Here is a 22,714-nt window from a genome sequence, read left to right as displayed (position 1 = left end):
AAATCACAGGTCTAAGGCCCGCTAACCCTATCATAATTTTCAGATTTTACTCAACAGAAACAAAAAAGGCACACCGTTGATGGCGTGCCTTTACATTTATTTAAACAAGCGCTTTAACTTTACGCGCCGAAGAATTTGCCGATGAAGTTACTGATGTTGGTCGCACTGGCAGCGCCCATGACCAATACAATCGCACTTCCCATCAGGGTCAGCCACATTGGGTGACGGTAATCGCCAACGATATCTTTACGTTTCGTTGCTACCAGTACTATCGCCAACACAATCGGCAGAATAAGACTGTTCACCAGACCCGCCAGCATTAACAGCAAAATCGGCATGTTCATAAACACCGTGCCTAGGCTGGTTACCAGAATAAAACCGACACACCAGGCTTTCTCATTGCGGGCAATGGCCGGAAACAGGGTTTTCACCAATGAGATAGCCATGTAAGAGTTACCCACCACAGAGGTGATAGAGGCAACAAAGAGCACCAGACCGAAAATGAAATAACCCACCTCGCCAGCTCCGTGACGGAATGCATCAGCAGCCGGATTTTTCGCGTCTAGAGTAACGCCGGTTACCAGCACACCAAGAATCGCCATGAACAGCAGAATACGGATGACCACTGCGATAGAAATGCCCGCCCATGCAGCACGTTTAATGTCTGCTACATTGGCTTCGCCTTTCAGGCCGATATCAACCAGACGTTGTGCCCCCGTGTAATAACCGCCCACAGCGCCACCAACAATGGTCAGTGTCGGCAGCAACAGGTTACCGTAATCAGAAGGGGCTACCGCAGCAATTGCTGTTGGCATCAGCGGCGGCAGACTGGTCATCGCAACATAGGCAATCAGCACAATCATGAATAACCCAAGGTAACGAGCCATTTGATCCATTCGTTTTGACGCATTATGGATAACAAACAGCAGGCTGCCGATAATACCGGTAAACAGCGCTCCCAATCCGGTATCCACTCCCGTCAGTACCTGAATACCCAGAGCCGAGCCGCTGACATTACCAAAGTTAAAGGCAACGGCACCCAAAGCCAACAGGATACCAATCGGGTAACCCAGCCCCGGCGCGACGCGGTTGGCGATGTCCTGAATCCGCAGGCCGGACACGCCGACAATGCGCCACAGGTTCATGACAATACCAAAAGTGATGAACATGGAAGCAAACACAGGAAATGCCATGTCAATCTGATACATGTTGGTAAACACGGCAGTTTGCGTCAGGAATCCCGGCCCCACAGAGGTGGTTGCCATGAGAAACGCTACGCTGAGAATGGCTTTGGTCTGCCAGCTGGTTGACTGATTGACTGACTGGGCTGAAGATTCAACCGATGGTGTGACTGATGACATGATTCTGATCCTTTTTGTGTCTCCCTCTTTTAGAAAAAAAGAAAGACAACTGACAGAATCAGTTGTGCAATAAAGGTGGTCCGCTGACCGACTTTGTTTTTCGGAGCCGGATGATATCGATTACGCAAACGGTTGTCCAGTCTTAATGATAAATTTATTCATTTTTGTCAGACAAAAATGTTCATGCGTATTGTCCCTGTATCCCGGCCTGACCAAAACGCAGATTGGAGAGCCCTGTTTGAGCTTTGGAGGTATAACTTTGGAGGTGTGGCTGAGGTATAGCTTCGAGAGATAGCTTTAAGGTATGGCTCTCTTAACCAAATCATTTAACGTCTTTCGCAAGCTCCAATCCATGCTGAGCTAAAGCAGCCAATAAGCTCTGAAATGCTTCTTCCTCAGTCCGATGGCTGGTGTCGATACGAATGACCTCTCCTGACCAGGGATGGTATTCCCGGTTCTGAATTTGCTCCCAATCCGGTAAGGAGAGATTATCGATCCAATGGATACGCTCACCAACCCGTTGTTCCACTCGGCGACGATGTTCGCCCTTGTCGGAACAGCAAATTTCGATATCGACAAAGGATATTCGGGCTTCGTCCTCATCCCCGTCAGCCATTCGTGCACCGAAAGCGACTTGCATATCGGTTTCCGTTTCGATTTCAGGCGATGTACTGTCTTTAGGAGCCGATGTTGCCCAAAAGGTCCGTTCTTCATCGGCATCAAGCGCTACCTGCTGCCACTCTTTTCGAGTCAACCAGATAGGATTGCAGGAATCGGCAACAACCGAATTCCCGAGCAACAGGTTGTCTCTGGCAATACGGTAACTGAGCCGATACCCTTCACCTTCGACCTGAAAATGACAAAGGTCGCGTAAGCCTTGCTCAATAGTATCTATCCGCAAATAGGTAGCCTGACAATGCTGAGCCAACATCTTAGCAAGCGTCGTTTTGCCTGTCGCAGGCAACCCCGAGAATATAAACAGAATGGGAGCACGCAAAGAATCTGTCCTATGTGGAGTGAATTACCGCTATTCCTTCGGGCTTTGCAAACCGGCACGCTCGACAATCTCAGTGTCAAATCCGTCGATACTCTGCTGATTTTTTTTAACCCAGTAATCCTTGATACCGGCTTCACCGGTTCGTTCAAACCAGTTGTTTAATTCCTGCCGATCGCCCTGATAGTCGTAATAAGGCACAGACATTCCGCAAGACGATTGTACTTTTTCAATGTCCAGCACATACACTTGCCGCGCCGCGACACTGGGCGGGAACAAATCCAACAAACTCGACCAGGCACCGTCGCTGGCATGGACTACCCGCGCCTGCCCGTAAGCCCTCAAAATCAAAGGCTCTCCTTCAAAAGCACAGAACATAATGGTCATGCGGGGGTTACGCAGCACATGCGCAGCCGATTCATTGCCACTTCCGGTATGGTTGAGCCAGGCGATAGTATTTTCATCAAGTACACGCAGCGAATCTCCGCCTTTGGGCGAAATATTTACAGTACCAGTTTCTGCCGCCGTCCCGACAAAAAATATTTTCTGCTGTTCAATGAAATCAATCTGTTTGTCTGTCAGTTCTGAATAAAGTTTTCCCATACAGTACTTCCTTAACGTCCTTTCGATTCGACTCGCATGCCAAGAGTGGATTTTATGCTTTTCACAGAGGGCAACCACATACGCTGGAAAACACTCACTCTCTCCCTTAAGTGATGTATTTAGTTTATCAACATGCTGCATGCCTTTCGTAAACATTCCATCAATCTCAGCAGCAAACACTCAAAATCAGAGTGATGTCTCATTCTTATGCGCCATATAAAATAAAAGCGAACCCTGGGGTTCGCTTTTGCAGACTCTGACAATTGTTTAGTCACGCCGACCAAGTCACCAATTACTTGGTCACCATTTTACTAATCTGTTTTGCTTTTTCTTCCGGATCAATATCTTCTGACGGCGGAGTGTTAATGCCTTTAATACACGCCGGACGCTCAGCCAATTCGTTCATCCAGCGTTGAAGGTGATCCAACCCTTCAATGTCAATCCCGCTCCAGTCATAGATTCGAACCCATGGCCAGGTCGCCATATCCGCAATGGTATAGTCCTCCCCGGCAAGATAGCGATGCTTAGCCAGCTGTCCGTTCATCACTTCAAACAAACGCCGGCCTTCCTTCTGGTATCGGTCGATAGCTGGCTGAATTTTTTCTGGAAAGTAGCGATAAAAGACATTCGCCTGACCCATCATAGGGCCTACACCTCCCATCTGAAACATCAGCCACTGAATAACCTGAGAGCGTGCTTTTTCGTCTTTAGGCAGAAACTTACCGGTTTTCTCGGCGAGGTACAGCAAAATAGCCCCAGACTCAAACACAACAAAATCGTCATTGCTTTTGTCGATAATCGCCGGAATACGACCATTGGGATTGATGGCAGTAAAGGCAGGCTCTTTTTGCACATTTGTCGACAAATCCAGAGCATGCACAGTATAGTCGAGCCCCATTTCTTCCAGTGCGATAGAAATTTTGTGCCCGTTCGGCGTTGCCGCTGTATAAAGTTCAATCATATCAGTACCTGTTACTGAAACGCGGGACGTGCTGCTACCGTTTCAAACCAGCGGGCAATATTTGGGTATTGCTCGAGCACGCTAAACGCCAGTCCGTTGATTGCGAAGTTCACAAAAATAAAGGCCGTAATATCAACAATTGTGAAGCGGTCAGAAACCACATAAGGACTTTCTGCCAATTGCTTATCCAGTAGCGGTAAAAACGCACCAACACGCTCTTTGGATTCCTGCCCCCACTCGGCAACACAGTTTTCCCGGTCACTGTAAATAGCAGTGATGTTCCTAAACGCCTGAAAAGCAGCGTAAAGCCCCTGAAACTCAACAACTCTGTGCCACATCTCTACTTTGGCTTTTTCCACAGCCGTACGACCAAAAAGCGCCAGGTCATTCTCCACCGCTTCATCAAAATACCGGCAGATTGCCACACTCTCACAAATTGTTGTTCCGTCATCCAATTCCAGCAACGGTACTTTGCCATTCACGCTTTTGGAGCTGAACGCAGGCTGCAGGTTATCCCCTTCTCTGACATTCAACGCGATTCGGTCCACCTCAACCCCAAGTTCTTTCAAAAAAATTGAGACACGCTTACAGCTCGGTGTCATGGCCGTTTCATAAATCTTCATTTGCTGGTCCTTATGCTTTTTCTAACCGATCGTTTAGGTTATACTTTAGACAGTTTCAGAACGTTCGGTCAAGAATAAATTACAAGCTGTTTCAGAGTAGGTGTGCGATGGCAAGAAAAGCGAATTTCGACAGGGATGAAAAGTTGATGGAAGCGATGGCGCTTTTCTGGCAGAAAGGTTATGCCAATACCGCGATTTCAGATTTGGTGGATGCACTGAATATCAATCGCTTCAGTCTTTACAATGCATTTGGCGATAAGCAGCAGTTGTACTACGAAGCATTGGATGCCTACCTCAATAAAATTTCTTTTCCTTCATTGTCTGAATTAACAAAGGAAACATCTTCAATGCCGGAGCTGGAATCTTTTCTGAAAAGGTTTGCGGCTATTCAACGGCAAAACACAAGCGGATGCTTTATGCAAAATGCGCTGGTTGAACATGCTGGTGAAGATCAGCACGTGCTGACAAAAGGCAACGCGTTGTTTGACCAGTTATTGCTTGTGATCACGCATGCAATACTAAATGCACAGCAAAGCAATGAAATAAAATCGTCTCTGCCTGCAGAGGATCTGGCTCGTCTGATTTTAAATCACATGCAGGGGATGCGAGTTCTGGGAAAAAGTAAACGTTATGACGACCTGGATACCGCACTGAATTGTCTGCTGACATTGCTTCGCAGTTAATCTCTTTATTGCGCGATAAATTGTGCAGCTCATCTGTTAACTGCGCAGATCTTTTGTTGACTGCACCGCCTCTCTACTGAGGGGGCAGCCCTTTCGATATCACGCCTCTGGCTATTTCCTGATTGACCAGCAAGCCAACAAACTGGCTTGCTGGTTTATCCAAACAATTAGCTCTTCTGCCTGGAAACACCATGCCAGTAAACCGGCCAGCGGTTTTCTTTGCCAAGATTATTAACAAAGGACGCGATTAGCACCAGCATCACACTACCCACCAGCACTGGTGTGATCAGAAAATCAAAACCGACGGCTTGCTGACCAGCAAGAATCACAGCTAATGGGTTTGCGCCCGCCGGCGGATGCACCACCCTGAAATATTGCATCAGCATAATGGCGACACCCACAGCAAGTGCCATTACCAGCATCGAATCCCCGAAAGCGTACAACGCAACCAACCCGACTGCCGCAGTAACAAAATGGCCACCAATCACATTTCTCGGCTGCGCCAGCGGGGAGTCAGGCACGGCAAACAATATGACGCAGGTTGCACCGAAAGGTGCCATCAGCCATACACTTCCCGTCGTTTGTGTGAGTAATCCCAAGGTTAATATGCCCAGAAACCCACCTATCAGGCCTTTTAGTAGCTGAACATTACTTGGTTTTGGCGGCAACGATCCGCCTCCTTTTAGCTTTTTCATCATCATCTCCTGAGAATTTATCGAGCCAAATTTTTGAAGCTCTTCTGGCAGCTTTAATCAAAGCTTGTATCGCGAAACATTTGTAAACGTATTTCGTGTCATCCACATGGCTTAAAGACGAACCGTACAGCGCTTTCCACCCCTGAGTAGTGTAACCTCACGGGTGTACAGATCTGTACACAACAAAAAGAATACAGATCTGTACACCTGAGCGCAAGAATCTTTTATGATAGGCGTTAAATTATTTCGGAACGCCTGAGGAGGATGAGCCGTGAGTAAGAAAGATCACATCCTGAATATCGCTGAAGCGCTGTATAACGAATTAGGATATACCGCCGTTGGCGTAGATTTGATTCGGGATAAAGCCGCCGTATCGAAGACATCGATGTACCGCCACTTCGGTTCGAAAAACAAACTCATTGAAGCCGTCTTAATTCGCCGCCATCAGCGCTTTGAGGAAGAACTGCAAGCGGTGACAGATGCACAGCCAGAACCGTTTAGTAAACTTGATGCCTTATTGGACTGGCATTTTTCGTGGTTTCACGCTTCCGACTTTAAAGGCTGTATGTTCATGCATGCCCTGGCGGAGTTCAAAGGCCATGATCAGGCAATTGCTGAGCACGCACTTGCCCATAAAGCGTGGTTGAAAACATTAATGCAATCTCTGGTGCTAGCGCTAAATGATCGTAATGATCAAGAAGATCTCACCCACTGGGTCCATGAGCATGCCGAAATATTGCTGACATTCCTTGAGGGAATGATAGTGCGAGCAGAATTTGGAGACAGTACTTCTTATGAATCGTCATACCGGAAAACGATGAACAGCCTGCTTCGTCAATCCGTGAAATGATTAAACGCGCTTTTTATTTACGCATGATTGAAAAAACCAAGTTAGCGCCAAGCCCCTAACTTGGTTAGATAAAACCAGTACTCTCAACTGGCGTTTTGTCGTTCTGATCCCCTAAGAGGCTAAGCTCCTAAGAGTATGAGTTCCTAAACTTATAAGCAGCGAAAAGAAAATTAAAACTTCTGTGAGACTGTCGCAACGGCTCGATTCCTGCCAGTAAACTGATACAAAATCGCCAGCAAAAAGACCAAAATACCGGAAAAGACAGCCAGCAGAAAACCGGAAGATATACCGTGCTGATCAATAAACCAGCCACCTAAAGCCGCTCCCGTCGCAACGCCAATACTCAAACCGGTAATCATCCAGGTTAACCCTTCGGTGAGCTTGGTTTGAGGCACCATTTTTTCGACTATCCCCATCACAATAATCATGGTTGGTGCGAAAAAGATTCCTGACAGGAAAAGTACGCCAGCCAGCATCCATAAATTACTGACATACATCAATGGTAAGGTTGTTAACGCTGTTGCCGTTGCCGCGATGGCCAACTGATGATTCAAAGTTCGCTGTGGCTTCATTGCACCAAAAGCCAGCCCCGCCAGGCATGAGCCAATGGCATAAACAGAAAGTACAAAACTTGCCGCGACTTGCTGTCCTTGCTGCTCCGCAAAGGCCACGCTGATGACATCAATAGAACCAACAATTGTCCCTAGAGCAATCAACACCAGAATAAGTGTGATAAATGCAAATGATGTTAATAGTGGCGGGCTGTCATCGATTGATTCAGGCGTAACTTTTGGTTCGGTTTTCTTCTGCATGACAAACGCCGTCACTCCAACGGCAAGAAGCAGGCTCGCAACCAAAGGACCCGCTTCCGGTGCGACGATTACACTTAATCCTACGGCCAGCGGCGGGCCAAGAATAAAACAGACCTCATCCAGTACTGATTCAAGCGAATACGCGGTATGCAAATCCGGTGTATCCCGTAAAATTTCCGTCCAGCGAGCTCTAACCATCGCAGGCATACTTGGCATTAATCCGGCTAAGGATGCCAGAACAAATAAAATCCAGTCCGGCACGTCCATCCTGACTGAAAGTAATAACAACCACATTGCCAGTACACTAACGACAGTGACATAAGGTAATACTGTAGATTGCCCCAAACGATCCACTGCCCGCGAAATTTGTGGAGCCGCAAATGCCATTGTGAGCGTAAAGGTCGCGGCTAACGCACCTGCTAACCAATAAGAATCGCGCAGTTGGGCCACCATTGTAATGATTCCAATGCCCACCATCGAAATTGGCATTCTTGCCACTAACCCTGCCAAAGTGAAAGCCACAGTCCCCGGCTTTTTAAACAATAATCGGTATGGATTGGCCATATTTTCTCCTTAAAAATCCATTTATCGAAATTTGCTGCATTCACATACGCAGCGTATATTAAAATATTTGACATACACAGCGTATGTCAAATATTTTAATACCCGACATTTGTTCAAAAAGGACTGCATGATGACACGCCGAACCCGTGCCGAAATGATGGAAGAAACACGGTTAAAACTGTTAAACACAGCTCGCCAGCACTTTGCGAATGCTGGCTTTTTTGAGACGGTGATGGATGATCTAACCGCACAGGCAGGACTGACACGCGGTGCTCTTTACCATCATTTTGGTGATAAGAAAGGGTTATTTTTTGCCGTATTACAACAAGTTGATGCGGAAATGGATGAGCGACTAGCGGCCATCGCCTCAGAGATTCAATCACCATGGAACGCCTTTCTGGCTCGTTGTCATGCTTATCTGGCCATGGCGACCGAACCTGAAATTCAGCGGATAGTGCTGCGCGATGCGTATTCTGTTTTAGATGCAGAACAATTACACAGCATCAGGCTCAATTGCATCAGCGCCATATCCGACAGACTGCGTACTTTAATGGATCTAGCCATTATTAAAGAAAGCGACCCGGAACTTCTGGCCCGATTTATAAACGGTGGATTGATGGAGTCTGCTCTCTGGATATCCAGACATGACCAGCCCGATGCAGCATTGCACCAAGCTATTGAGAGCACAAACCTATTTCTTGAAGGACTGCTTGCTTGAAGAGTTAATTGCTTAAAGATCTGCTTTCCCAGTGACAGAAATGAGCCTGATGCTGGCTGACTAACTCCGTGAACCGTTCTTCACGGAGTGTCAATCGCCTCTCGTACAACAATCAGTGTTATGCAGAGATAATTCTGGGACAATGCGGGAACTATGCTGGAACTACGCAGGAGCTATGCCGGCAATTTACAATAAATGAGGGTATTACCCAGTTCTCCGTTGGGTAACCGACGGGCATTGAGTAATGTCGCTTCATGGTTGTAACCGCAACGTTCTGCGATAGCGCGACTTTTTAGATTTTTATCTGCCATACAAATCTGAATACGGTTGGCATTTAACGTTTCAAATGCATAATGCTCCACCAGCTTAACCGCTTCTGTCATGTAACCTTTACCTACAGCTGAGTTTCGTAACCAGTATCCGATTTCAAACGAAGGCACGGTTTTATCCAGGATCGTTAACCCTAACCCCCCCAATACACGCTCGGTCTCTTTGCAAATTAGGGTGTAACGCAACTCACCTTCAAACTTTTCTCTGTTTGTGATCGCTTGCTGCATGTTCTCAGCAATATCATCTAAAGATGACACAACATGTGGCCACGGCATAAACCGCCCCAGTACTTCCCGACTCTCTTCGAACGCCTCATACATGGATTCAACATGACACATATTGGGTAATTCAAGTCTTATTCGATGATTTTCCACCACTCCGGCCTCCGTAACGTTTTGTTTCTTTCCTTCCTCGTTGATGCAAAATCAAAGCCTGCATCATTACACAAACATCAAAACAAACACCGAAATGCATTGATTTGAATATAAAAATCATCTTACCAGACAAATCCATAACCTCCAGCGCCTATTTAACACCTTACTTCTGTGAATTATCCCTTAACTATCTTTAACAAAAGATACTTGACCATAACAAACCAACCCGCTAGATTAAAAGTATCTCTAATGAGAGATACTTTTAATCATCATATTCACGTTAACCCAGTCAGGACATCGCGATTAACTGCCTAGCAGATCGCTGGCAACAATTTAACTGCTCGCACTCAGTTAACTGTTCGCACTCAACAAGTGCGTCATCAAGGAGAAGTCATGGCCAAGCACACATTACTCTTAAATTTGCTGATTACAGCACTTGCACCGATGGTTTGGGGCAGTACCTACATTGTAACGACGGAACTGTTGCCGCCGGATATGCCCCTACTGGCTTCAACACTGCGGGCTCTACCTGCCGGATTGATTCTGTTAGCCTTGTGCCGGACGGCTCCCCGCCGTGGATGGTGGGTACGAGTGGCCATACTCGGCATCCTGAATATTGGCGCTTTCTTCTATTTTCTCTTTGTCGCTGCGTATTATTTGCCGGGAGGAATTGCCGCTCTGGTCATGTCATGCCAGCCATTGATTGTGATGTTCTTCAGCGTCATGCTGCTTAAAACCAGACTCAGTTTTCACCATGCGCTGGCCGCGGTGTTTGGTATCACAGGCGTCGCTATGCTGGTTCTCAATGCCAGTGCAGGAATCAGTTGGCAAGGCATTCTGGCCGGAGTTGCAGGCTCAATCTGTATGGCTGGCGGTATTGTGCTGACCAAATACTGGGGGCGTCCGGATGGACTGTCACTGCTCAGTTTTACCGGCTGGCAGCTCACTTTCGGTGGTTTGTTCCTGCTGCCTCTGACGTTGTTACTGGAAGGGCTCCCATCAAGTCTGACAGTGAATAATGTCTTGGGTTACAGCTACCTGGCATTAATCGGCGCTGTATTCAGCTACATGATCTGGTTCCGAGGCATCGAAAAGCTGCCGACAGTCACCACATCTTTCATTGGTTTCCTTAGTCCTGTTTCTGCCTGTCTGTTGGGGTTCTTTATCCTGGGTGAAACATTGTCTCAATACCAGTTACTCGGCGCGTTCAGCATTGTCATTGCACTGTATTTCTCCCTGCCCCGACCTCAGGCAGCAACCACAACCACTTTAACGACTCAGCTATCAAAATAGGACAATACCATGAATGTATTAATTATCTCTGGCAGTCAGCGCGAAGCATCTCAGAGCCTGCATGTGGCAAATTACTTAAAAACTCAGAGCCTGAAGCAAGGCTTTACACGCGCAGATGTTCTGGATCTACATGATCTGGCACTGCCTTTCTGGAATGAAGGATTTTGGTCAGGCTCCGAGGAGTGGAACGGCTGGCAGCCAGTGGCTCAGACACTCCAAGCAGCCGATGCAGTAATTCTCATCACTCCTGAGTGGCATGGTATGGCGACACCCGTCGTGAAAAATTTCCTGTTACTTTGTACAGATAAAGAGCTGGGACACAAGCCGGTGTTATTGACCAGTGTGTCTGCCAGTATCAATGGCGTGTATCCCATCTCGGAATTGCGTATGACGGGTTCGAAAAACAATCACGCCTGCTTCATTCCTGATCACCTTATCTTCAGACAGTCGGAAGCGTTAATTACGCAGGATCTCCAATGCAGCGATCATCATTTTGCGGAACGCTGTAGCTACACCTTACACCAGTTGAATGCCTACGCTCAGGCCCTGAAAGATGTACGTCGCTCCCTTGATGGTTTATCAGAAAAATTCCCATACGGAATGTAACCAGCCATCATTAATTCAGCGATCGTTGCTACAATGATCGCTGCTACAGTGACCATCTGATACTAAACTGTCGGTATCTCTCTTTAACAAAAGTGCACGCTTTTATTCAAGTACTCTTTCTCGAATTGTGCCTTGTTTTTCTGCTGCTCTGAGCATCCGTGCGCAGCCCTCAAAGAATACAGGTGAAATAGCGTTACCACAGAGAGTTACTGAGGGACCAAAGTAAACCAGCACACCAGTCCGCCACTGGCGAGACATGCTGACCAAGCATAGAAATGATCAAACTGAGCACTATTAATGATGACTAAATAAGCAAGGCGCAGTACAAAAACCAGTTCCACCAGTAATTGCAATGGAAACAATGACATACCATAGACACTTATCAGCAGTGAAGCCGAGGAATCACTCACCTCAGCAACATTTTCTCCTTGGGTATGTAACCAGAGAAATTTGTATAAAACCAGAAACAACACAAAGAGCAGATGGTTAGCGGTCAATATCAGCAGTGTCTTTTTCATTGTCCGCGCTCCTTGTTCCTAATAGTAAAACAATGCATGCCTGCGCGTAGAAAGGCATATAAGTAGATAGATATATTGTTGATTTATTAAATCTATAGGCAGAAATGGAACAAAGATCCAACTCCACTTATCAGGTTTATGCAAATACAAAGAATGAGGTATCGGGAGGTTAGCACGCCCTCACCCTGCCCTGATTTTGACTTTCTCCTGCCGACTTAAAAAGTACATCTTGTCGCAACATAAGTGTCACACATCTTGCATAGGCTTGTTGCAAACTGAGCGGATGCCAGTAGAAACTGAATATTAGTACTCACAATAAAATAGGAACAGACGTTGATCTCCAGTATTCCTACAGCAAAAGCCAATCCTTACCTCGCTGTGTTTGACCTCGATGAAACCCTCATCGCCGCTGATTCCGCCAGCTTGTGGATTGCTTACCTGGTTGAGCAAGGTATCGCTCCCGCTTCACTGCTTGAGGAAGAGCAGGAAATGATGAAAGCCTACGCAAAAGGTGAAATGGATATGGATGCTTATATGGCAGCCACCTTAAAGCCAATCGCGGGCATGGACTACCAGGCTCTCAATGCCTTGGTTGACGACTTCATCGAGAAAAAAATCAAGCCGGCCTTATATGATGATGCCATTGAACGCATTCAATGGCACAAAAAGCGGGGAGATAAAGTGCTGATCATCTCAGCAACTGGCGAACACCTGGTCAAACCCATTGCTGCCATGATTGGCGCAGACGATGCCATTGCCATAAAACTTGAACATATCAACGGTATTTTAACCGGAAAGACCTCAGGGACTCTGACCTATCAACATGGAAAGGTGATAAGGATGAAAGCTTGGCTGGATGAGCAGGACACCCAATTTAAGGGCAGTTATGGCTACAGTGACTCCATTAATGATTTACCTATGCTGGATGCGGTAGACCGTCCTTTCGCGGTAAATCCGGATCCGGCACTGGCGCTCCATGCACAAATGAATGAGTGGACCATCATGGACTGGCGCCACGAAAATAACATTTTGCGTTAATGCGGATTGAGAAGAACATTCCGCGCAAAAAAAACGGTCTCCATGCAAAAAGTGCACCTTGAAACAGAGATTTCCGGGGCCACGCCAAAAACCATATCCAGAGCCGTAACTGCATTGCAGGTACGGCTCATTTTTTCTCACACCATTTTCAATGAGACTTCTATCTCATTCTGAAACAAATACTTTTCCGTCAAACCGATCAGAAAATTTGTCTTTTTTACCGTCATATCGCTAACTTAGGCATCAAATGGAAAAGGTTCATTCAAATTATTCGATGTTGTTGTTCAACTACGACACCTTATATTCTTTTTCAGACAATCTAAAATAGTAATCATTCATAGTGATGAGTGTGCCGGTCATGAAACAAAAACAAGTTTACGACCCATTAACGGTCATTATCCATTGGCTGACGGCAATCGTTGTCATTGGGCTCTTTGCAGTAGGCTTCTGGATGGTAGATCTGAATTACTACTCAAAATGGTATCAAACCGCACCGTTCTGGCATAAGTCAGTCGGTATCTGTCTGGCAATTGTCACGGTTTTTCGTTTGTTGTGGAAATTATTAGCAAAATCACCCGTAATCGAAGGTGCACGCTGGGAAATAGTGAGCGCTAAAATCGCCCATTTTCTGCTTTACCTGATGATGTTTGGCATTTTTATGTCTGGGTATCTGATTTCGACTGAAGACGGGCGAGCTATTGACGTTTTTAATTGGTTTTCTGTACCCGCGATGGGCGAACTGTTTCCAGATCAGTCTGACATTGCAGGCGAAATCCACGAATACCTGGCATATGGCCTGATAGGACTCGCAGTAATCCATGCTTTGGCTGCGTTAAAGCACCATTTCATCAACAAGGACAATACATTGAAAAAAATGTTGGGAGTTAAATAATATGAAGAAACATTTGATTGCTTTGGGCTTAATGGCGGCAGCCTCTGTACCAACTATTGCCAACGCCGCTGACTACGTGATTGATACTAAAGGCGCGCACGCTTCAATCAACCTGAAAGTTAGCCACCTGGGTTACAGCTTCATTAAAGCACGTTTTAATAAATTCGACGGCTCATTTAGCTATGACCCGCAAGACCTGGCTGCATCCAAAGTAACAGTCAATGTTGATACTTCAAGTTTTGACAGTAACCACGCTGAACGTGATAAGCACGTTCGCAGTGGTGATTTTCTTGACGTTAGCAAATACGGTACCGCGACTTTCACATCAACAAAAGTTGAGCCTAAAGCAGATGGTGAAATGACCATTTATGGTGATCTGACACTGCATGGCCAGACAAAACCTCTGGAAATTGATGCTAAATTTGTTGGTGCAGGTGAAGACCCGTGGGGCGGCTACCGTGCCGGTTTCACAGGCTCAACCCGTATTGAATTGAAAGATTTCGGTATTCAGGTAATGGGTACATCCAGCTATGCTGACCTTGAACTGCATGTTGAAGGTATTCGCCAGTAATACTGACGAAATCATGACTTGCAGTCACTTCTGTAAAGCTTTAAAAATCCGGCTAAGGCCGGATTTTTTATTCCATTTTCGGCTTTCGCCAGGTAGCCATTGAACTGTTTTGCCTCTTACCCAATAAGTCTGGCTGTGAGCTTTTGCAAATGCCAAACGCTAACGGAACAGTCCGCCCTGAACTTCTGGTTCACTCCTCCACCATACCGTTTAATTTTCACCCCATTATCACTCAGTTACGTATAGTTACAGATTTAAATAGGAACCCTCGGCTACGATGGTGGTCAGAAATCCAAATATTAACTAAAGTGCTACTTCAAGTGCAATCCGTACATATTTAGAGAAGGTAAACCATGACTCCACAAGAAAAAGAGCTCATCTTAAATGTTGCCAACAAACTGAAGCAAAGCCCGAAAAAGAACAAAGATGCTGATGCTGAAAGCCTGATCAGCAATGAAATTGCTTCACAGGAAGATGCCATTTACAAACTAACTCAGGCTGTACTGGTTCAGGAGATGGCGCTTAAAGAGCTCAAGCAAAAGAACGACTACCTGGAGCAGTGCGTTGAGCACCATAAAACGGAAGCTAATCGTGGTGCACTGAGTAAAATGATGGGGGGCAGCCGCCCTGAGCCGATGCCACCTCGCCCTGTTCATCAACCAAGTGCCTTCGGCAGCTTCATGCAGACTGCTGCCAGCGTAGCCGTTGGTATGGTTGCAGGACACATGATCAGCAATGCCCTGTTTGGCAATGATGACCCAGCAGCAGAAACTGCAGCTGCGGACACGGCATCGGCAGATGCTGCGGCAGCCGATACCGCAACAGCTGATTCTGTCACTGAAACAGCATCCACTGATGCCGCACAGGAAAACACTGGTGGTTTCCTGGATGACAGCTCAAGCTTCGCATCAGATTACACCGATGGCAGCACAGGTTTCGGAAACGCCGGATTTGAAGAAAGTGGTTTCGGCAGCGCCGGTTTCGACGACAGTTTTGCCAGCGCGGATCCAACCCGATTTGGTGGTGATAACTTTGGTGAAGGCGGCTTTGGCGAAGATAGCTTTCTAGGCGGAGACGATTTCGGCTTCGACGAAGACGTGTAAATAAGGCCACAGACTTAGATCTAGGCCGCCCTGCATACTAGGCATTAAAGATAAAAAGGCACCAGTGGGTGCCTTTTATCCTCGTTCATCTTTCGGCGTATCCATCACCACCATGGTCGTAATGGTGTTAACCTGTGGTATTTCACCGAGCTTTTCGGAATGAAAGCGCTTATAAGACGCCAGATCCGCAGTTTCAACCCGTATCAGGTACTCACTACTGCCTGTTATATTATGACATTCCACAACTTCCTCTGAATCCATAACCTGCAGTTCAAAATCACGCTGAGACTTGCGGCTGTGATCTGACAACCCAATTGACACATAGGCCACAAACCCTACTCCCAGCTTGTTTCTGTCGAGTACAGCTCGGTATCCGCTGATGACTCCTTTTTTTTCCAGTTCCTGTACCCGTCTTAATGTTGCCGATGGTGATAAACCCACCCGCTGGGCGAGGTCAACATTCGAGAGTCGACCATTGGCTTTTAGCTCACGCAATATTCTTTCGTCAAATCTATCCATAGCACAACTTAATTGTGAATTATTTCAGTTTCAAGCACATTCAGACAGATAATTTAATGAGATTTAAATTAATATTCAAGCATAGAAAAACACTTGAACGGGAAGATAATAACCATGGAATATCAACAGCTTGCAGCACTTGCCACTTTTGCCTTTGTTTCCTGCGCAACACCGGGACCGAATAACATCATGCTCATGACCTCTGGTGCCAACATCGGCTTCATGCGCACGATTCCACACATGTTAGGCATTATTTTCGGTTTTAGTTTCATGGTCATTCTAGTGGGGATCGGGCTGGTTGGCTTTTTTGAAGCCTATCCCGTGTTACAAGATATACTGAAAATCGCTTGCTCCGTTTATCTGGTATATCTTGCCTACGCCATTGCGAAAAGTAAGCCAAGCGCCTCGCAAGCATCAGATTACCAACCTATGACATTTTTGTCAGCAGCTGGTTTTCAATGGCTCAATCCCAAAGGATGGTCAATGGCATTATCTACAGTGAGTGTTTTCAATCTGTCACAAAACTGGCAAGGCATTGCAATCATTGCTGCAGCCTATGCCTTCGTTAACGTGCCCGCGGTCAGTATGTGGACCTATGCCGGACAGAAAATGCAATCAGTCCTTAATGAAGAAAACAAACTACGCTGGTTTAACTACGGAATGGCGGCCCTACTACTGGGCTCTCTGGTACAGGTGATTTGACCCGCACCAACGATGCACTAAATGACAGAATTGCTTAAATCAAAAAGCCTCCGACATGGAGGCTTTCGTTACTTTGTTGACGTTACTACTTTTCTTTGCATGTATACACTGCTTTAGATGTAATACTGAAAAGCCATCTGTTAAAAAGCTGTATTTTTGAAGATTTATATTAAAAGCTATCTAAACATTATATTTAGAAGATTATCTTCAGCAAAGACGAGTCAGCATGAAATAGTCACTTCTTGGATTTTGCTTCATCCAGAATTTCACGGATACGTTTGTTAGAGACGCGTTTAGCCATAATATTTACTCCTTGTTAATATTTACTTACCTCGGACTAAATCTATGCCCACAACGAATTATGGGTACTTCTCTGGAACAACTACAGGAAGGCTAACTTCCAAAACCACAGTGTTGTTGGGCTCCTGAACCAATATACGCAACTTCACAGTGATGTGAAGAGTACAGAGTAAAAGGAACACTAATCTCACTACTCTGTGAAATTAACAACATCCAAATAAAGACCTTTCATCCGAATATTTTCCTGCAACCATCAACGAATACCTGATTAAATTCATATTTAATGCCACTAGTCATCACAATATTCACATTCAATAATTGTGATGCATGTCAATCTTTAACACCCATGCAACAAAATTAATTTTGTAAGCAAAGCATTTTAATGACACCTGAACGGGATTTCGCAGACTAAAAAGCACTAAACCTGATTACTTTTTGAGTGAATGGTTGCGTTTTCTACATTATTGCTTTACTGCACATGCTAGTCTGGGTAATATTCGCGATCTACGGAGAGATGGCTGAGTGGTTGAAAGCACCGGTCTTGAAAACCGGCATACGTTAATAGCGTATCTAGGGTTCAAATCCCTATCTCTCCGCCACATTCAAAGCCCCAGCAATTATGCTGGGGCTTTTTCGTAATACGCATTCAAACCAGAAGAGCAGTATGATTCACTTGTTATTCAACGAATACAAGAGTGGGTTATTGTGCCTCAATGGATTTCTGAATGGCAGGACCGATTTGACGCTTGCGGGACGTCACGCCATCCATAACCAGAATGTCTCCTTTGATAGCAGTACCGAAAGCGTCCGCCAACACTTTTTTATCCTGACTGTCTACCCAAAGAATATTGGCGCGCTTGTTTTTCGTATCTGTGATTGAAAAGAACAGATAATCGAGCCCCTGTTCTTTTTTGAAAGATGTCATTGCTGTAAGAAATTCTGCTTTTCTGTCAATTAACTGCTGAGCTGTCAGCGTTTCTGCAACGCCAATGCCCACCTTCTTCCCGCCGAATTCGAAATTTTTGTAGTCCATCGTCAAAATACTTTCAGCAGAGAAATGACTGAGATCCGACTTCGCCACCAACATTTGTTGGCCAAATTCCTGAATATCCTTAATACCTGCAATTTTTGCCAATTTGTCGGCATAACGTTTGTCATAGTCCGTTGTGGTTGACGACTGAAAAACTACGGTATCAGAAAGAATGGCCCCAAGTCCCACACATGCTATTGCTTTCGGGATATCGACTTTTAACCTTTCTGCACTTTCAGTCAGGATCGTCGCGGTCGACCCCCACGCCCGAATATCCATACTCACAATTTGCGGTAAACGAATCGGGGAACTTCCCAATGCATGATGGTCAATAATCGCTGTGATTGATTCCGGCTGAATAGAGGCGGCTAATTGCGTTGACTGATTAAAGTCCAGCAAACCTATTTGGTATGAGGAAAAATCCGTTTTTACCTGTGGAGCATCAATTCCACAATAATTCAGTACAAACTGACTTTCCGGGTTAGGATTTTCAGTGATCGCAGGAACGCCACCATAGAGGTGTGCCGCCATAATTGCTGACGCAACACTGTCGGTATCAGGACTAAGATGTCCTACCCACACCAGGTTATCTGTATTGTTATTAGACAGGGTATGTAAATCCAATGCGCCTTCTGCAACGCAATTAAACGAAGCCAAAAGGGTCAAACCGAGTAGTGAGCGTTTCATTTTTGTCCTTACAATAAATCGAGATAATTTGCAGTACAGTTTGCTGCCTGCAAAACGCAATTTAGTGTCTCCTGAAAATGAATTCACCTTATCTTTGTAAGCGATTTTGCTTTTTTCGACAAACAACACAGTTAAGATGTTTTCCTTAAAAATCATGACGTTTAATGATTTACAAATGTGTCAATGTTCACCTTTTTGCGATTAGGTTGCAGCGTCAATGCAGCTGTTCTGACGAAGGTGTAATTGCATACGCCAATGTTCGCTTTAAAACACCACTTTCCCTTTTTCCGAATCCCAATAACAGCTAAAGCTCAAAGCAAGCAATTGAAAACAAACCCTCAGCTGCATACACTGTTGGTATTCAGAGCAAAATGACACTTGTCTATGCCATTGATCCCTGCTTTTCTTCGGTCGAAAACAACCCGGGACTTTTCCTTGGTGCCCTGCCGCAGACTACAATTAAACTTATTTTTAGCGACATCTTTGTTTATGTTTGGATGTAGCCATGCCCCAAGTAACGATAAGCATCCGAGCCAGGCGATGTCTGCTGACACCAACAGCAGGCTTGCAAAGGTTGCTCAACCTTATGTGGACAGCCATCCTGAGTTAACCGGTTTTTACCCTCTAGCTGATGGACAGGAAGCCTTTTTGGCAAGACTGGCACTCATCCACAGCGCCGATAACAGTATCGACCTTCAGTACTACATATACCGCGACGATGCCACCAGCTCTCTCCTCACTTATGCCTTATATAAAGCGGCAGAGCGTGGCGTGCGGGTGCGGGTGTTACTCGATGACATGCAATCTCGCGATGACGCTGTTATGGCCTCGCTATCCAGCCACCCGAATATTGAAGTACGGCTCTTTAATCCATTTCGTCAGCGTGTCAGTCGTGCTCTGGGGTTTATTGGTGACTTTGACCGTTTAAATCGTCGTATGCACAACAAAGCGCTTATTGTCGACGGGACTTTCGGTATCGCGGGCGGACGCAACATCGGGGATGAATATTTTTCGGCTAATGGGGAGGTCGATTTCGGGGATTTTGATCTCCTGATGCTCGGAAATATTATTCCTCAACTCTCCCTTGAATTTGATACTTACTGGAACAGTAAGCCAGCTTCACCAATCGAAGATTTGGTGGATAACTATGCGCCGGTTTCTCAGGCACAACAGGATAAATGGGAAGCCATGCTGCAACAGGCCATTGAAACTCAGTCGCCGTATGTCGCTCAGCTGTCGGAATTACCCCTTGCAAAGAAAATTCAAGATAAATCCCTGTCCTTTTACTGGGGTGAAGCCGAACTACATTACGATCCACCAGAGAAAATCTATCAGAGCGCAAACAGTGACTTACTGCTCCATGAACTGGATGCCATTTTGTCGCAAACGCAATCTGAACTGTTTTTGGTATCCCCTTACTTTGTGCCAACGCGAAAGGGAACCAATGCATTAACCCGAGCGGCTAATAAAGGCATTACGCTCACCATCATTACCAATTCGCTGGCATCTAACGATGTCTTTGCCGTACACGGCTGGTACGCAAAATACAGAAAATCGCTCTTGGAAGCCAACATCCGACTGTACGAAGTCAAAGCTGACCGCCTGCATAAGCGAGAACGATCATGGTTGGGGAGTTCCCGAAACAGTCTGCATGCCAAAACATTCATCATTGATAAACAGGATGTATTTGTCGGATCGTTTAACTTTGACCCGCGCTCTGCCTACCTCAACACCGAAATGGGTGTACTGGTGCAATCTCCTGCCTTTGCTGATGACGTGTACCAGGGTATAGAGCAACATATGCCGCAGTTTACCTATCGCCTTGAACTGAATGAAAGTGGCGAGATCGTCTGGTTTGATGATGCGACCGGCAAGCAATACTCAACCGAGCCTGATGCCAGCATGTGGCTACGGATCGCGGCATGGTTCTCCGGTATTCTGCCTATTGAGAATCTACTCTGATGCTCGCCCGTTAAGCCTGAACCACCGTTGAAAAGCAGCAAACTGTCATACTAAAAACAGCCGAGTTTAAGAGTTGCCAAAAAACGTAAGGCAAGAAAAAGCCCCTGTCTTGAAACAGGGGCTTTAGAAAACTATCGTTGAGCTGTGTGCGTTTGTAGTCGGAACCCAAAGACAAGTAAGCTTCTGAACATCCACCTTGGGCGACAACCCGAATTACGCGCTTTTACGTCCGGGCATTGAAGCCATCGCACCTTTGCCTACACCTTCATATGCCACAACGTCCAGTACACTACTTTCATTGACTTGCAGACTAACCTGCTCGGCAATGTATTGTGCCAGTAACTCAACCGTTGTATCAGTCGGAATCATTTCCGTTTCACAACGAGCAATGGCCAGTTGGAACTCACCCTGAGGTGCGGTGTAGCGAAAAGCAAAATGACTTTCTTCTTTCGCGGCTTTTGCTTCCGGACTCAGATCAAGTTCATTCAACGAACAGCAATCTTCCTGAGTACCCAGATAAATGTCATGCCAACGCTCAGCCCACTGCTGTTCCAATGATGCATCACGCTCACCATCAACCAACAACTCAATCGGAGAGCGGTGACCATGGGCAATGCGCTGACAGTTACCATCGTGCTTTTTCAAACCATGGCTGTAATGATAGAACGCCCCGGGAATCGCTTCATGTCGCAATGTCAGTTCGAGACCCTGTACATTTTCCGGTAATTGACCTTTGAGCACATCATAAATGTGCTGAGTAACCGACTCAATCGTGACTTCATTGGCATCAATAAAGCAGTACGCCTCATCAGGACAGTTCAGGTAAATACTCTTTTCGCCGCGTAACAGGTCAACCGTTGAATAGCCCAATTGGCTTTCAGCAATGCGAATCGCCGCACTTTGACGAGGCACAATCAGTCGATGGTCAACAAATTCATCAACAAGCTGCTTGATACGTTTTTTCACGCGGCTGAAATCAAGCACCATGCTCATTTCATTCAGTTCGCCCGACATGACCACATCAAGAATCCAGCTCTCTCCTACCATTCCGCGCTGCTCACACAGGTACGAGGCATCGATAACGGTTAGATCTCTTACAAATAGCTTCAAAGTGAAGTCCTTATTGGTTCTGGTTGCGGCAAGGCATTATACGCAGCTATTTTTCTGAGTAAACCAGCGGCTTAAAATCGGTAACTTGCGCCCAGATACGCCGAAGAAACCCCAGTGAGTTGCGTTTCGACGTTAACAGGTTGACCCTGGCTGTCTTCTGCTGACCAGTTGGTGCGATCTGACGGTAACACACTATGTCGCAGCCCCAGTTCAACAGCAACACTATCAGAAATTCTCCAGTCTACCCCTGCCTGAAAACCAAAAACGAATCCATCGTTTTCATATTTATCATTAAAGCGAGAATCCGATTTTGCAAACGCATAACCAAAATGAAGTCCCACAAACGGCTGGATACTTGAATCAGTCCGGAATATACGATCAGCACTCAGCATGTGTAGATGGGCATTAATGTCGTACGCATCATCCCCTTCAAACTCTGTCGTCGAGGTGTGGTATTCATAACTGTAATACATGCGAGTGTTCCACTTTTGGCTGTACACTCCAAAGTCCAGACCACCAAAGCCTGCATAACTACTGTCATCAGAAGTAAAAAGCCCGCCATTCACAAGGGTCGCTTTATCATCATTACCCATTTGACTGGCACCAGCACGCAAACCAACAAAATACCGCAGATCTGAAGCAGGCTGAATGTCTGTCAATCCCTGACTCGCATTTTCACACCATACCGTCGCCGGAAACAGCGAAAGGATGAATCCGGCAAGGGTTATTCTTTTTCTCATGTCCACCACACCTTCAACGCAAGGCAAACGGGTTTTTGCCTTATTATTTTTTGAGTGGTTATATTAAATCAATCT

General features: G+C 45.9%; 24 protein-coding genes and 1 tRNA gene. 12 read left to right on the top strand and 13 right to left on the bottom strand.

Annotated features, from left to right (window positions below):
• Positions 1 to 119 precede the first annotated feature (119 nt).
• The 5 genes from PGW97_RS19100 to PGW97_RS19080 all read right to left on the bottom strand — a co-directional run bounded on the left by PGW97_RS19100 (position 120) and on the right by PGW97_RS19080 (position 4,542).
• Entirely contained in the window at positions 120 to 1,361 is a 1,242-nt protein-coding gene (locus PGW97_RS19100; RefSeq protein WP_273860457.1) for an NRAMP family divalent metal transporter, read from the bottom strand.
• A gap of 322 nt (positions 1,362 to 1,683) precedes the next feature.
• Positions 1,684 to 2,358, bottom strand: a complete 675-nt coding sequence (locus tag PGW97_RS25210; protein WP_273860456.1) for an AAA family ATPase — start codon at positions 2,356 to 2,358, stop codon at positions 1,684 to 1,686.
• Between the two features lie 30 nt (positions 2,359 to 2,388).
• Positions 2,389 to 2,958: a pyridoxamine 5'-phosphate oxidase family protein gene (locus tag PGW97_RS19090; protein WP_047884500.1), complete on the bottom strand. Its 570-nt coding sequence runs from the start codon at positions 2,956 to 2,958 to the stop codon at positions 2,389 to 2,391.
• Positions 2,959 to 3,250: 292 nt separating this feature from the next.
• Positions 3,251 to 3,919, bottom strand: coding sequence for a glutathione S-transferase family protein (locus PGW97_RS19085; RefSeq protein ID WP_273860455.1), 669 nt, complete (start codon positions 3,917 to 3,919; stop codon positions 3,251 to 3,253).
• An 11-nt stretch (positions 3,920 to 3,930) separates the two neighbouring features.
• Positions 3,931 to 4,542 (bottom strand): glutathione S-transferase, encoded by a 612-nt coding sequence (locus tag PGW97_RS19080; protein ID WP_047884502.1) that lies wholly within the window; start codon positions 4,540 to 4,542, stop codon positions 3,931 to 3,933.
• Positions 4,543 to 4,649: 107 nt separating this feature from the next.
• Between PGW97_RS19080 and PGW97_RS19075 the strand changes: the two genes are divergently transcribed.
• Positions 4,650 to 5,225, top strand: coding sequence for a TetR/AcrR family transcriptional regulator (locus PGW97_RS19075; protein ID WP_217392892.1), 576 nt, complete (start codon positions 4,650 to 4,652; stop codon positions 5,223 to 5,225).
• A 167-nt stretch (positions 5,226 to 5,392) separates the two neighbouring features.
• Here PGW97_RS19075 and PGW97_RS19070 read toward each other — a convergent pair whose 3' ends face one another.
• Positions 5,393 to 5,923 carry an HPP family protein gene (locus PGW97_RS19070; RefSeq protein ID WP_273860454.1) on the bottom strand — a complete coding sequence of 177 codons (531 nt, stop codon included), beginning with the start codon at positions 5,921 to 5,923 and terminating at the stop codon, positions 5,393 to 5,395.
• Positions 5,924 to 6,191: 268 nt separating this feature from the next.
• Here PGW97_RS19070 and PGW97_RS19065 point away from each other — a divergent pair, with 268 nt between their 5' ends.
• Entirely contained in the window at positions 6,192 to 6,770 is a 579-nt protein-coding gene (locus tag PGW97_RS19065; RefSeq protein WP_047884505.1) for a TetR/AcrR family transcriptional regulator, read from the top strand.
• Between the two features lie 170 nt (positions 6,771 to 6,940).
• Here the strand turns inward: PGW97_RS19065 and PGW97_RS19060 are convergent, their stop codons facing one another.
• Entirely contained in the window at positions 6,941 to 8,146 is a 1,206-nt protein-coding gene (locus PGW97_RS19060; protein ID WP_273860453.1) for an MFS transporter, read from the bottom strand.
• Positions 8,147 to 8,276: 130 nt separating this feature from the next.
• Between PGW97_RS19060 and PGW97_RS19055 the strand changes: the two genes are divergently transcribed.
• Positions 8,277 to 8,864, top strand: a complete 588-nt coding sequence (locus PGW97_RS19055; RefSeq protein ID WP_273860452.1) for a TetR/AcrR family transcriptional regulator — start codon at positions 8,277 to 8,279, stop codon at positions 8,862 to 8,864.
• 173 nt (positions 8,865 to 9,037) lie between these two features.
• Here the strand turns inward: PGW97_RS19055 and PGW97_RS19050 are convergent, their stop codons facing one another.
• Positions 9,038 to 9,568, bottom strand: coding sequence for a GNAT family N-acetyltransferase (locus PGW97_RS19050; RefSeq protein WP_273860451.1), 531 nt, complete (start codon positions 9,566 to 9,568; stop codon positions 9,038 to 9,040).
• Between the two features lie 393 nt (positions 9,569 to 9,961).
• Here PGW97_RS19050 and PGW97_RS19045 point away from each other — a divergent pair, with 393 nt between their 5' ends.
• Both PGW97_RS19045 and PGW97_RS19040 read left to right on the top strand, forming a co-directional pair.
• Positions 9,962 to 10,861, top strand: coding sequence for an EamA family transporter (locus PGW97_RS19045; RefSeq protein ID WP_047884508.1), 900 nt, complete (start codon positions 9,962 to 9,964; stop codon positions 10,859 to 10,861).
• A gap of 9 nt (positions 10,862 to 10,870) precedes the next feature.
• Positions 10,871 to 11,467, top strand: coding sequence for an NADPH-dependent FMN reductase (locus tag PGW97_RS19040; RefSeq protein WP_273860450.1), 597 nt, complete (start codon positions 10,871 to 10,873; stop codon positions 11,465 to 11,467).
• 206 nt (positions 11,468 to 11,673) lie between these two features.
• On the opposite strand, the gene PGW97_RS19035 is transcribed toward PGW97_RS19040, so the two are convergent.
• The gene (locus tag PGW97_RS19035) at positions 11,674 to 11,985 is read right to left on the bottom strand and encodes a hypothetical protein (protein WP_273860449.1); all 312 of its coding nucleotides are present in this window, start codon (positions 11,983 to 11,985) and stop codon (positions 11,674 to 11,676) included.
• 333 nt (positions 11,986 to 12,318) lie between these two features.
• On the opposite strand from PGW97_RS19035, the gene PGW97_RS19030 reads away from it, so the two are divergent.
• The 4 genes from PGW97_RS19030 to PGW97_RS19015 all read left to right on the top strand — a co-directional run bounded on the left by PGW97_RS19030 (position 12,319) and on the right by PGW97_RS19015 (position 15,589).
• Positions 12,319 to 13,023: an HAD family hydrolase gene (locus PGW97_RS19030; RefSeq protein ID WP_107193834.1), complete on the top strand. Its 705-nt coding sequence runs from the start codon at positions 12,319 to 12,321 to the stop codon at positions 13,021 to 13,023.
• Positions 13,024 to 13,381: 358 nt separating this feature from the next.
• Positions 13,382 to 13,915: a cytochrome b gene (locus PGW97_RS19025; protein ID WP_047884511.1), complete on the top strand. Its 534-nt coding sequence runs from the start codon at positions 13,382 to 13,384 to the stop codon at positions 13,913 to 13,915.
• Position 13,916: 1 nt separating this feature from the next.
• On the top strand, positions 13,917 to 14,486 hold the full coding sequence (locus tag PGW97_RS19020; RefSeq protein ID WP_047884512.1) for a YceI family protein: 570 nt from the start codon (positions 13,917 to 13,919) through the stop codon (positions 14,484 to 14,486).
• 353 nt (positions 14,487 to 14,839) lie between these two features.
• Entirely contained in the window at positions 14,840 to 15,589 is a 750-nt protein-coding gene (locus tag PGW97_RS19015; protein WP_047884513.1) for a DUF2076 domain-containing protein, read from the top strand.
• Positions 15,590 to 15,664: 75 nt separating this feature from the next.
• On the opposite strand, the gene PGW97_RS19010 is transcribed toward PGW97_RS19015, so the two are convergent.
• Entirely contained in the window at positions 15,665 to 16,108 is a 444-nt protein-coding gene (locus PGW97_RS19010) for an Lrp/AsnC family transcriptional regulator (protein ID WP_273860448.1), read from the bottom strand.
• 114 nt (positions 16,109 to 16,222) lie between these two features.
• Between PGW97_RS19010 and PGW97_RS19005 the strand changes: the two genes are divergently transcribed.
• Together PGW97_RS19005 and PGW97_RS19000 are read left to right on the top strand one after the other, a co-directional pair.
• Positions 16,223 to 16,810 carry a LysE family translocator gene (locus PGW97_RS19005; RefSeq protein WP_273860447.1) on the top strand — a complete coding sequence of 196 codons (588 nt, stop codon included), beginning with the start codon at positions 16,223 to 16,225 and terminating at the stop codon, positions 16,808 to 16,810.
• Positions 16,811 to 17,618: 808 nt separating this feature from the next.
• Positions 17,619 to 17,709 (top strand) — tRNA-Ser (locus PGW97_RS19000).
• A gap of 101 nt (positions 17,710 to 17,810) precedes the next feature.
• Here PGW97_RS19000 and PGW97_RS18995 read toward each other — a convergent pair.
• Positions 17,811 to 18,827, bottom strand: coding sequence for a manganese-dependent inorganic pyrophosphatase (locus PGW97_RS18995; protein ID WP_273860618.1), 1,017 nt, complete (start codon positions 18,825 to 18,827; stop codon positions 17,811 to 17,813).
• Between the two features lie 648 nt (positions 18,828 to 19,475).
• Between PGW97_RS18995 and PGW97_RS18990 the strand changes: the two genes are divergently transcribed.
• Positions 19,476 to 20,789: a phospholipase D family protein gene (locus PGW97_RS18990; RefSeq protein ID WP_273860446.1), complete on the top strand. Its 1,314-nt coding sequence runs from the start codon at positions 19,476 to 19,478 to the stop codon at positions 20,787 to 20,789.
• 213 nt (positions 20,790 to 21,002) lie between these two features.
• On the opposite strand, the gene PGW97_RS18985 is transcribed toward PGW97_RS18990, so the two are convergent.
• A complete protein-coding gene (locus tag PGW97_RS18985; RefSeq protein ID WP_273860445.1) occupies positions 21,003 to 21,899 on the bottom strand; it encodes a 6-pyruvoyl trahydropterin synthase family protein in 897 nt (298 codons plus the stop codon).
• A 71-nt stretch (positions 21,900 to 21,970) separates the two neighbouring features.
• Positions 21,971 to 22,639: an outer membrane beta-barrel protein gene (locus PGW97_RS18980; protein ID WP_273860617.1), complete on the bottom strand. Its 669-nt coding sequence runs from the start codon at positions 22,637 to 22,639 to the stop codon at positions 21,971 to 21,973.
• Between the last annotated feature and the right edge of the window lie 75 nt (positions 22,640 to 22,714).

The sequence above is a fragment of the Photobacterium sp. GSS17 genome, from assembly GCF_028621875.1.
GTDB lineage: Bacteria > Pseudomonadota > Gammaproteobacteria > Enterobacterales > Vibrionaceae > Photobacterium > Photobacterium ganghwense.
The sequence above is the reverse complement of the archived record's forward strand: the minus strand, read 5'-3'. Positions and strand labels throughout refer to the sequence as shown.

Bases quoted from the DNA above. Each gene is read 5' to 3' on its own strand.
- PGW97_RS19100 (WP_273860457.1), bottom strand. From the start codon at position 1,361: ATGTCATCAGTCACACCATCGGTTGAATCTTCAGCCCAGTCAGTCAAT.
- PGW97_RS19090 (WP_047884500.1), bottom strand. From the start codon at position 2,958: ATGGGAAAACTTTATTCAGAACTGACAGACAAACAGATTGATTTCATT.
- PGW97_RS19085 (WP_273860455.1), bottom strand. From the start codon at position 3,919: ATGATTGAACTTTATACAGCGGCAACGCCGAACGGGCACAAAATTTCT.
- PGW97_RS19080 (WP_047884502.1), bottom strand. From the start codon at position 4,542: ATGAAGATTTATGAAACGGCCATGACACCGAGCTGTAAGCGTGTCTCA.
- PGW97_RS19075 (WP_217392892.1), top strand. From the start codon at position 4,650: ATGGCAAGAAAAGCGAATTTCGACAGGGATGAAAAGTTGATGGAAGCG.
- PGW97_RS19070 (WP_273860454.1), bottom strand. From the start codon at position 5,923: ATGATGAAAAAGCTAAAAGGAGGCGGATCGTTGCCGCCAAAACCAAGT.
- PGW97_RS19060 (WP_273860453.1), bottom strand. From the start codon at position 8,146: ATGGCCAATCCATACCGATTATTGTTTAAAAAGCCGGGGACTGTGGCT.
- PGW97_RS19055 (WP_273860452.1), top strand. From the start codon at position 8,277: ATGACACGCCGAACCCGTGCCGAAATGATGGAAGAAACACGGTTAAAA.
- PGW97_RS19045 (WP_047884508.1), top strand. From the start codon at position 9,962: ATGGCCAAGCACACATTACTCTTAAATTTGCTGATTACAGCACTTGCA.
- PGW97_RS19040 (WP_273860450.1), top strand. From the start codon at position 10,871: ATGAATGTATTAATTATCTCTGGCAGTCAGCGCGAAGCATCTCAGAGC.
- PGW97_RS19035 (WP_273860449.1), bottom strand. From the start codon at position 11,985: ATGAAAAAGACACTGCTGATATTGACCGCTAACCATCTGCTCTTTGTG.
- PGW97_RS19025 (WP_047884511.1), top strand. From the start codon at position 13,382: ATGAAACAAAAACAAGTTTACGACCCATTAACGGTCATTATCCATTGG.
- PGW97_RS19020 (WP_047884512.1), top strand. From the start codon at position 13,917: ATGAAGAAACATTTGATTGCTTTGGGCTTAATGGCGGCAGCCTCTGTA.
- PGW97_RS19015 (WP_047884513.1), top strand. From the start codon at position 14,840: ATGACTCCACAAGAAAAAGAGCTCATCTTAAATGTTGCCAACAAACTG.
- PGW97_RS19010 (WP_273860448.1), bottom strand. From the start codon at position 16,108: ATGGATAGATTTGACGAAAGAATATTGCGTGAGCTAAAAGCCAATGGT.
- PGW97_RS19005 (WP_273860447.1), top strand. From the start codon at position 16,223: ATGGAATATCAACAGCTTGCAGCACTTGCCACTTTTGCCTTTGTTTCC.
- PGW97_RS18995 (WP_273860618.1), bottom strand. From the start codon at position 18,827: ATGAAACGCTCACTACTCGGTTTGACCCTTTTGGCTTCGTTTAATTGC.
- PGW97_RS18980 (WP_273860617.1), bottom strand. From the start codon at position 22,639: ATGAGAAAAAGAATAACCCTTGCCGGATTCATCCTTTCGCTGTTTCCG.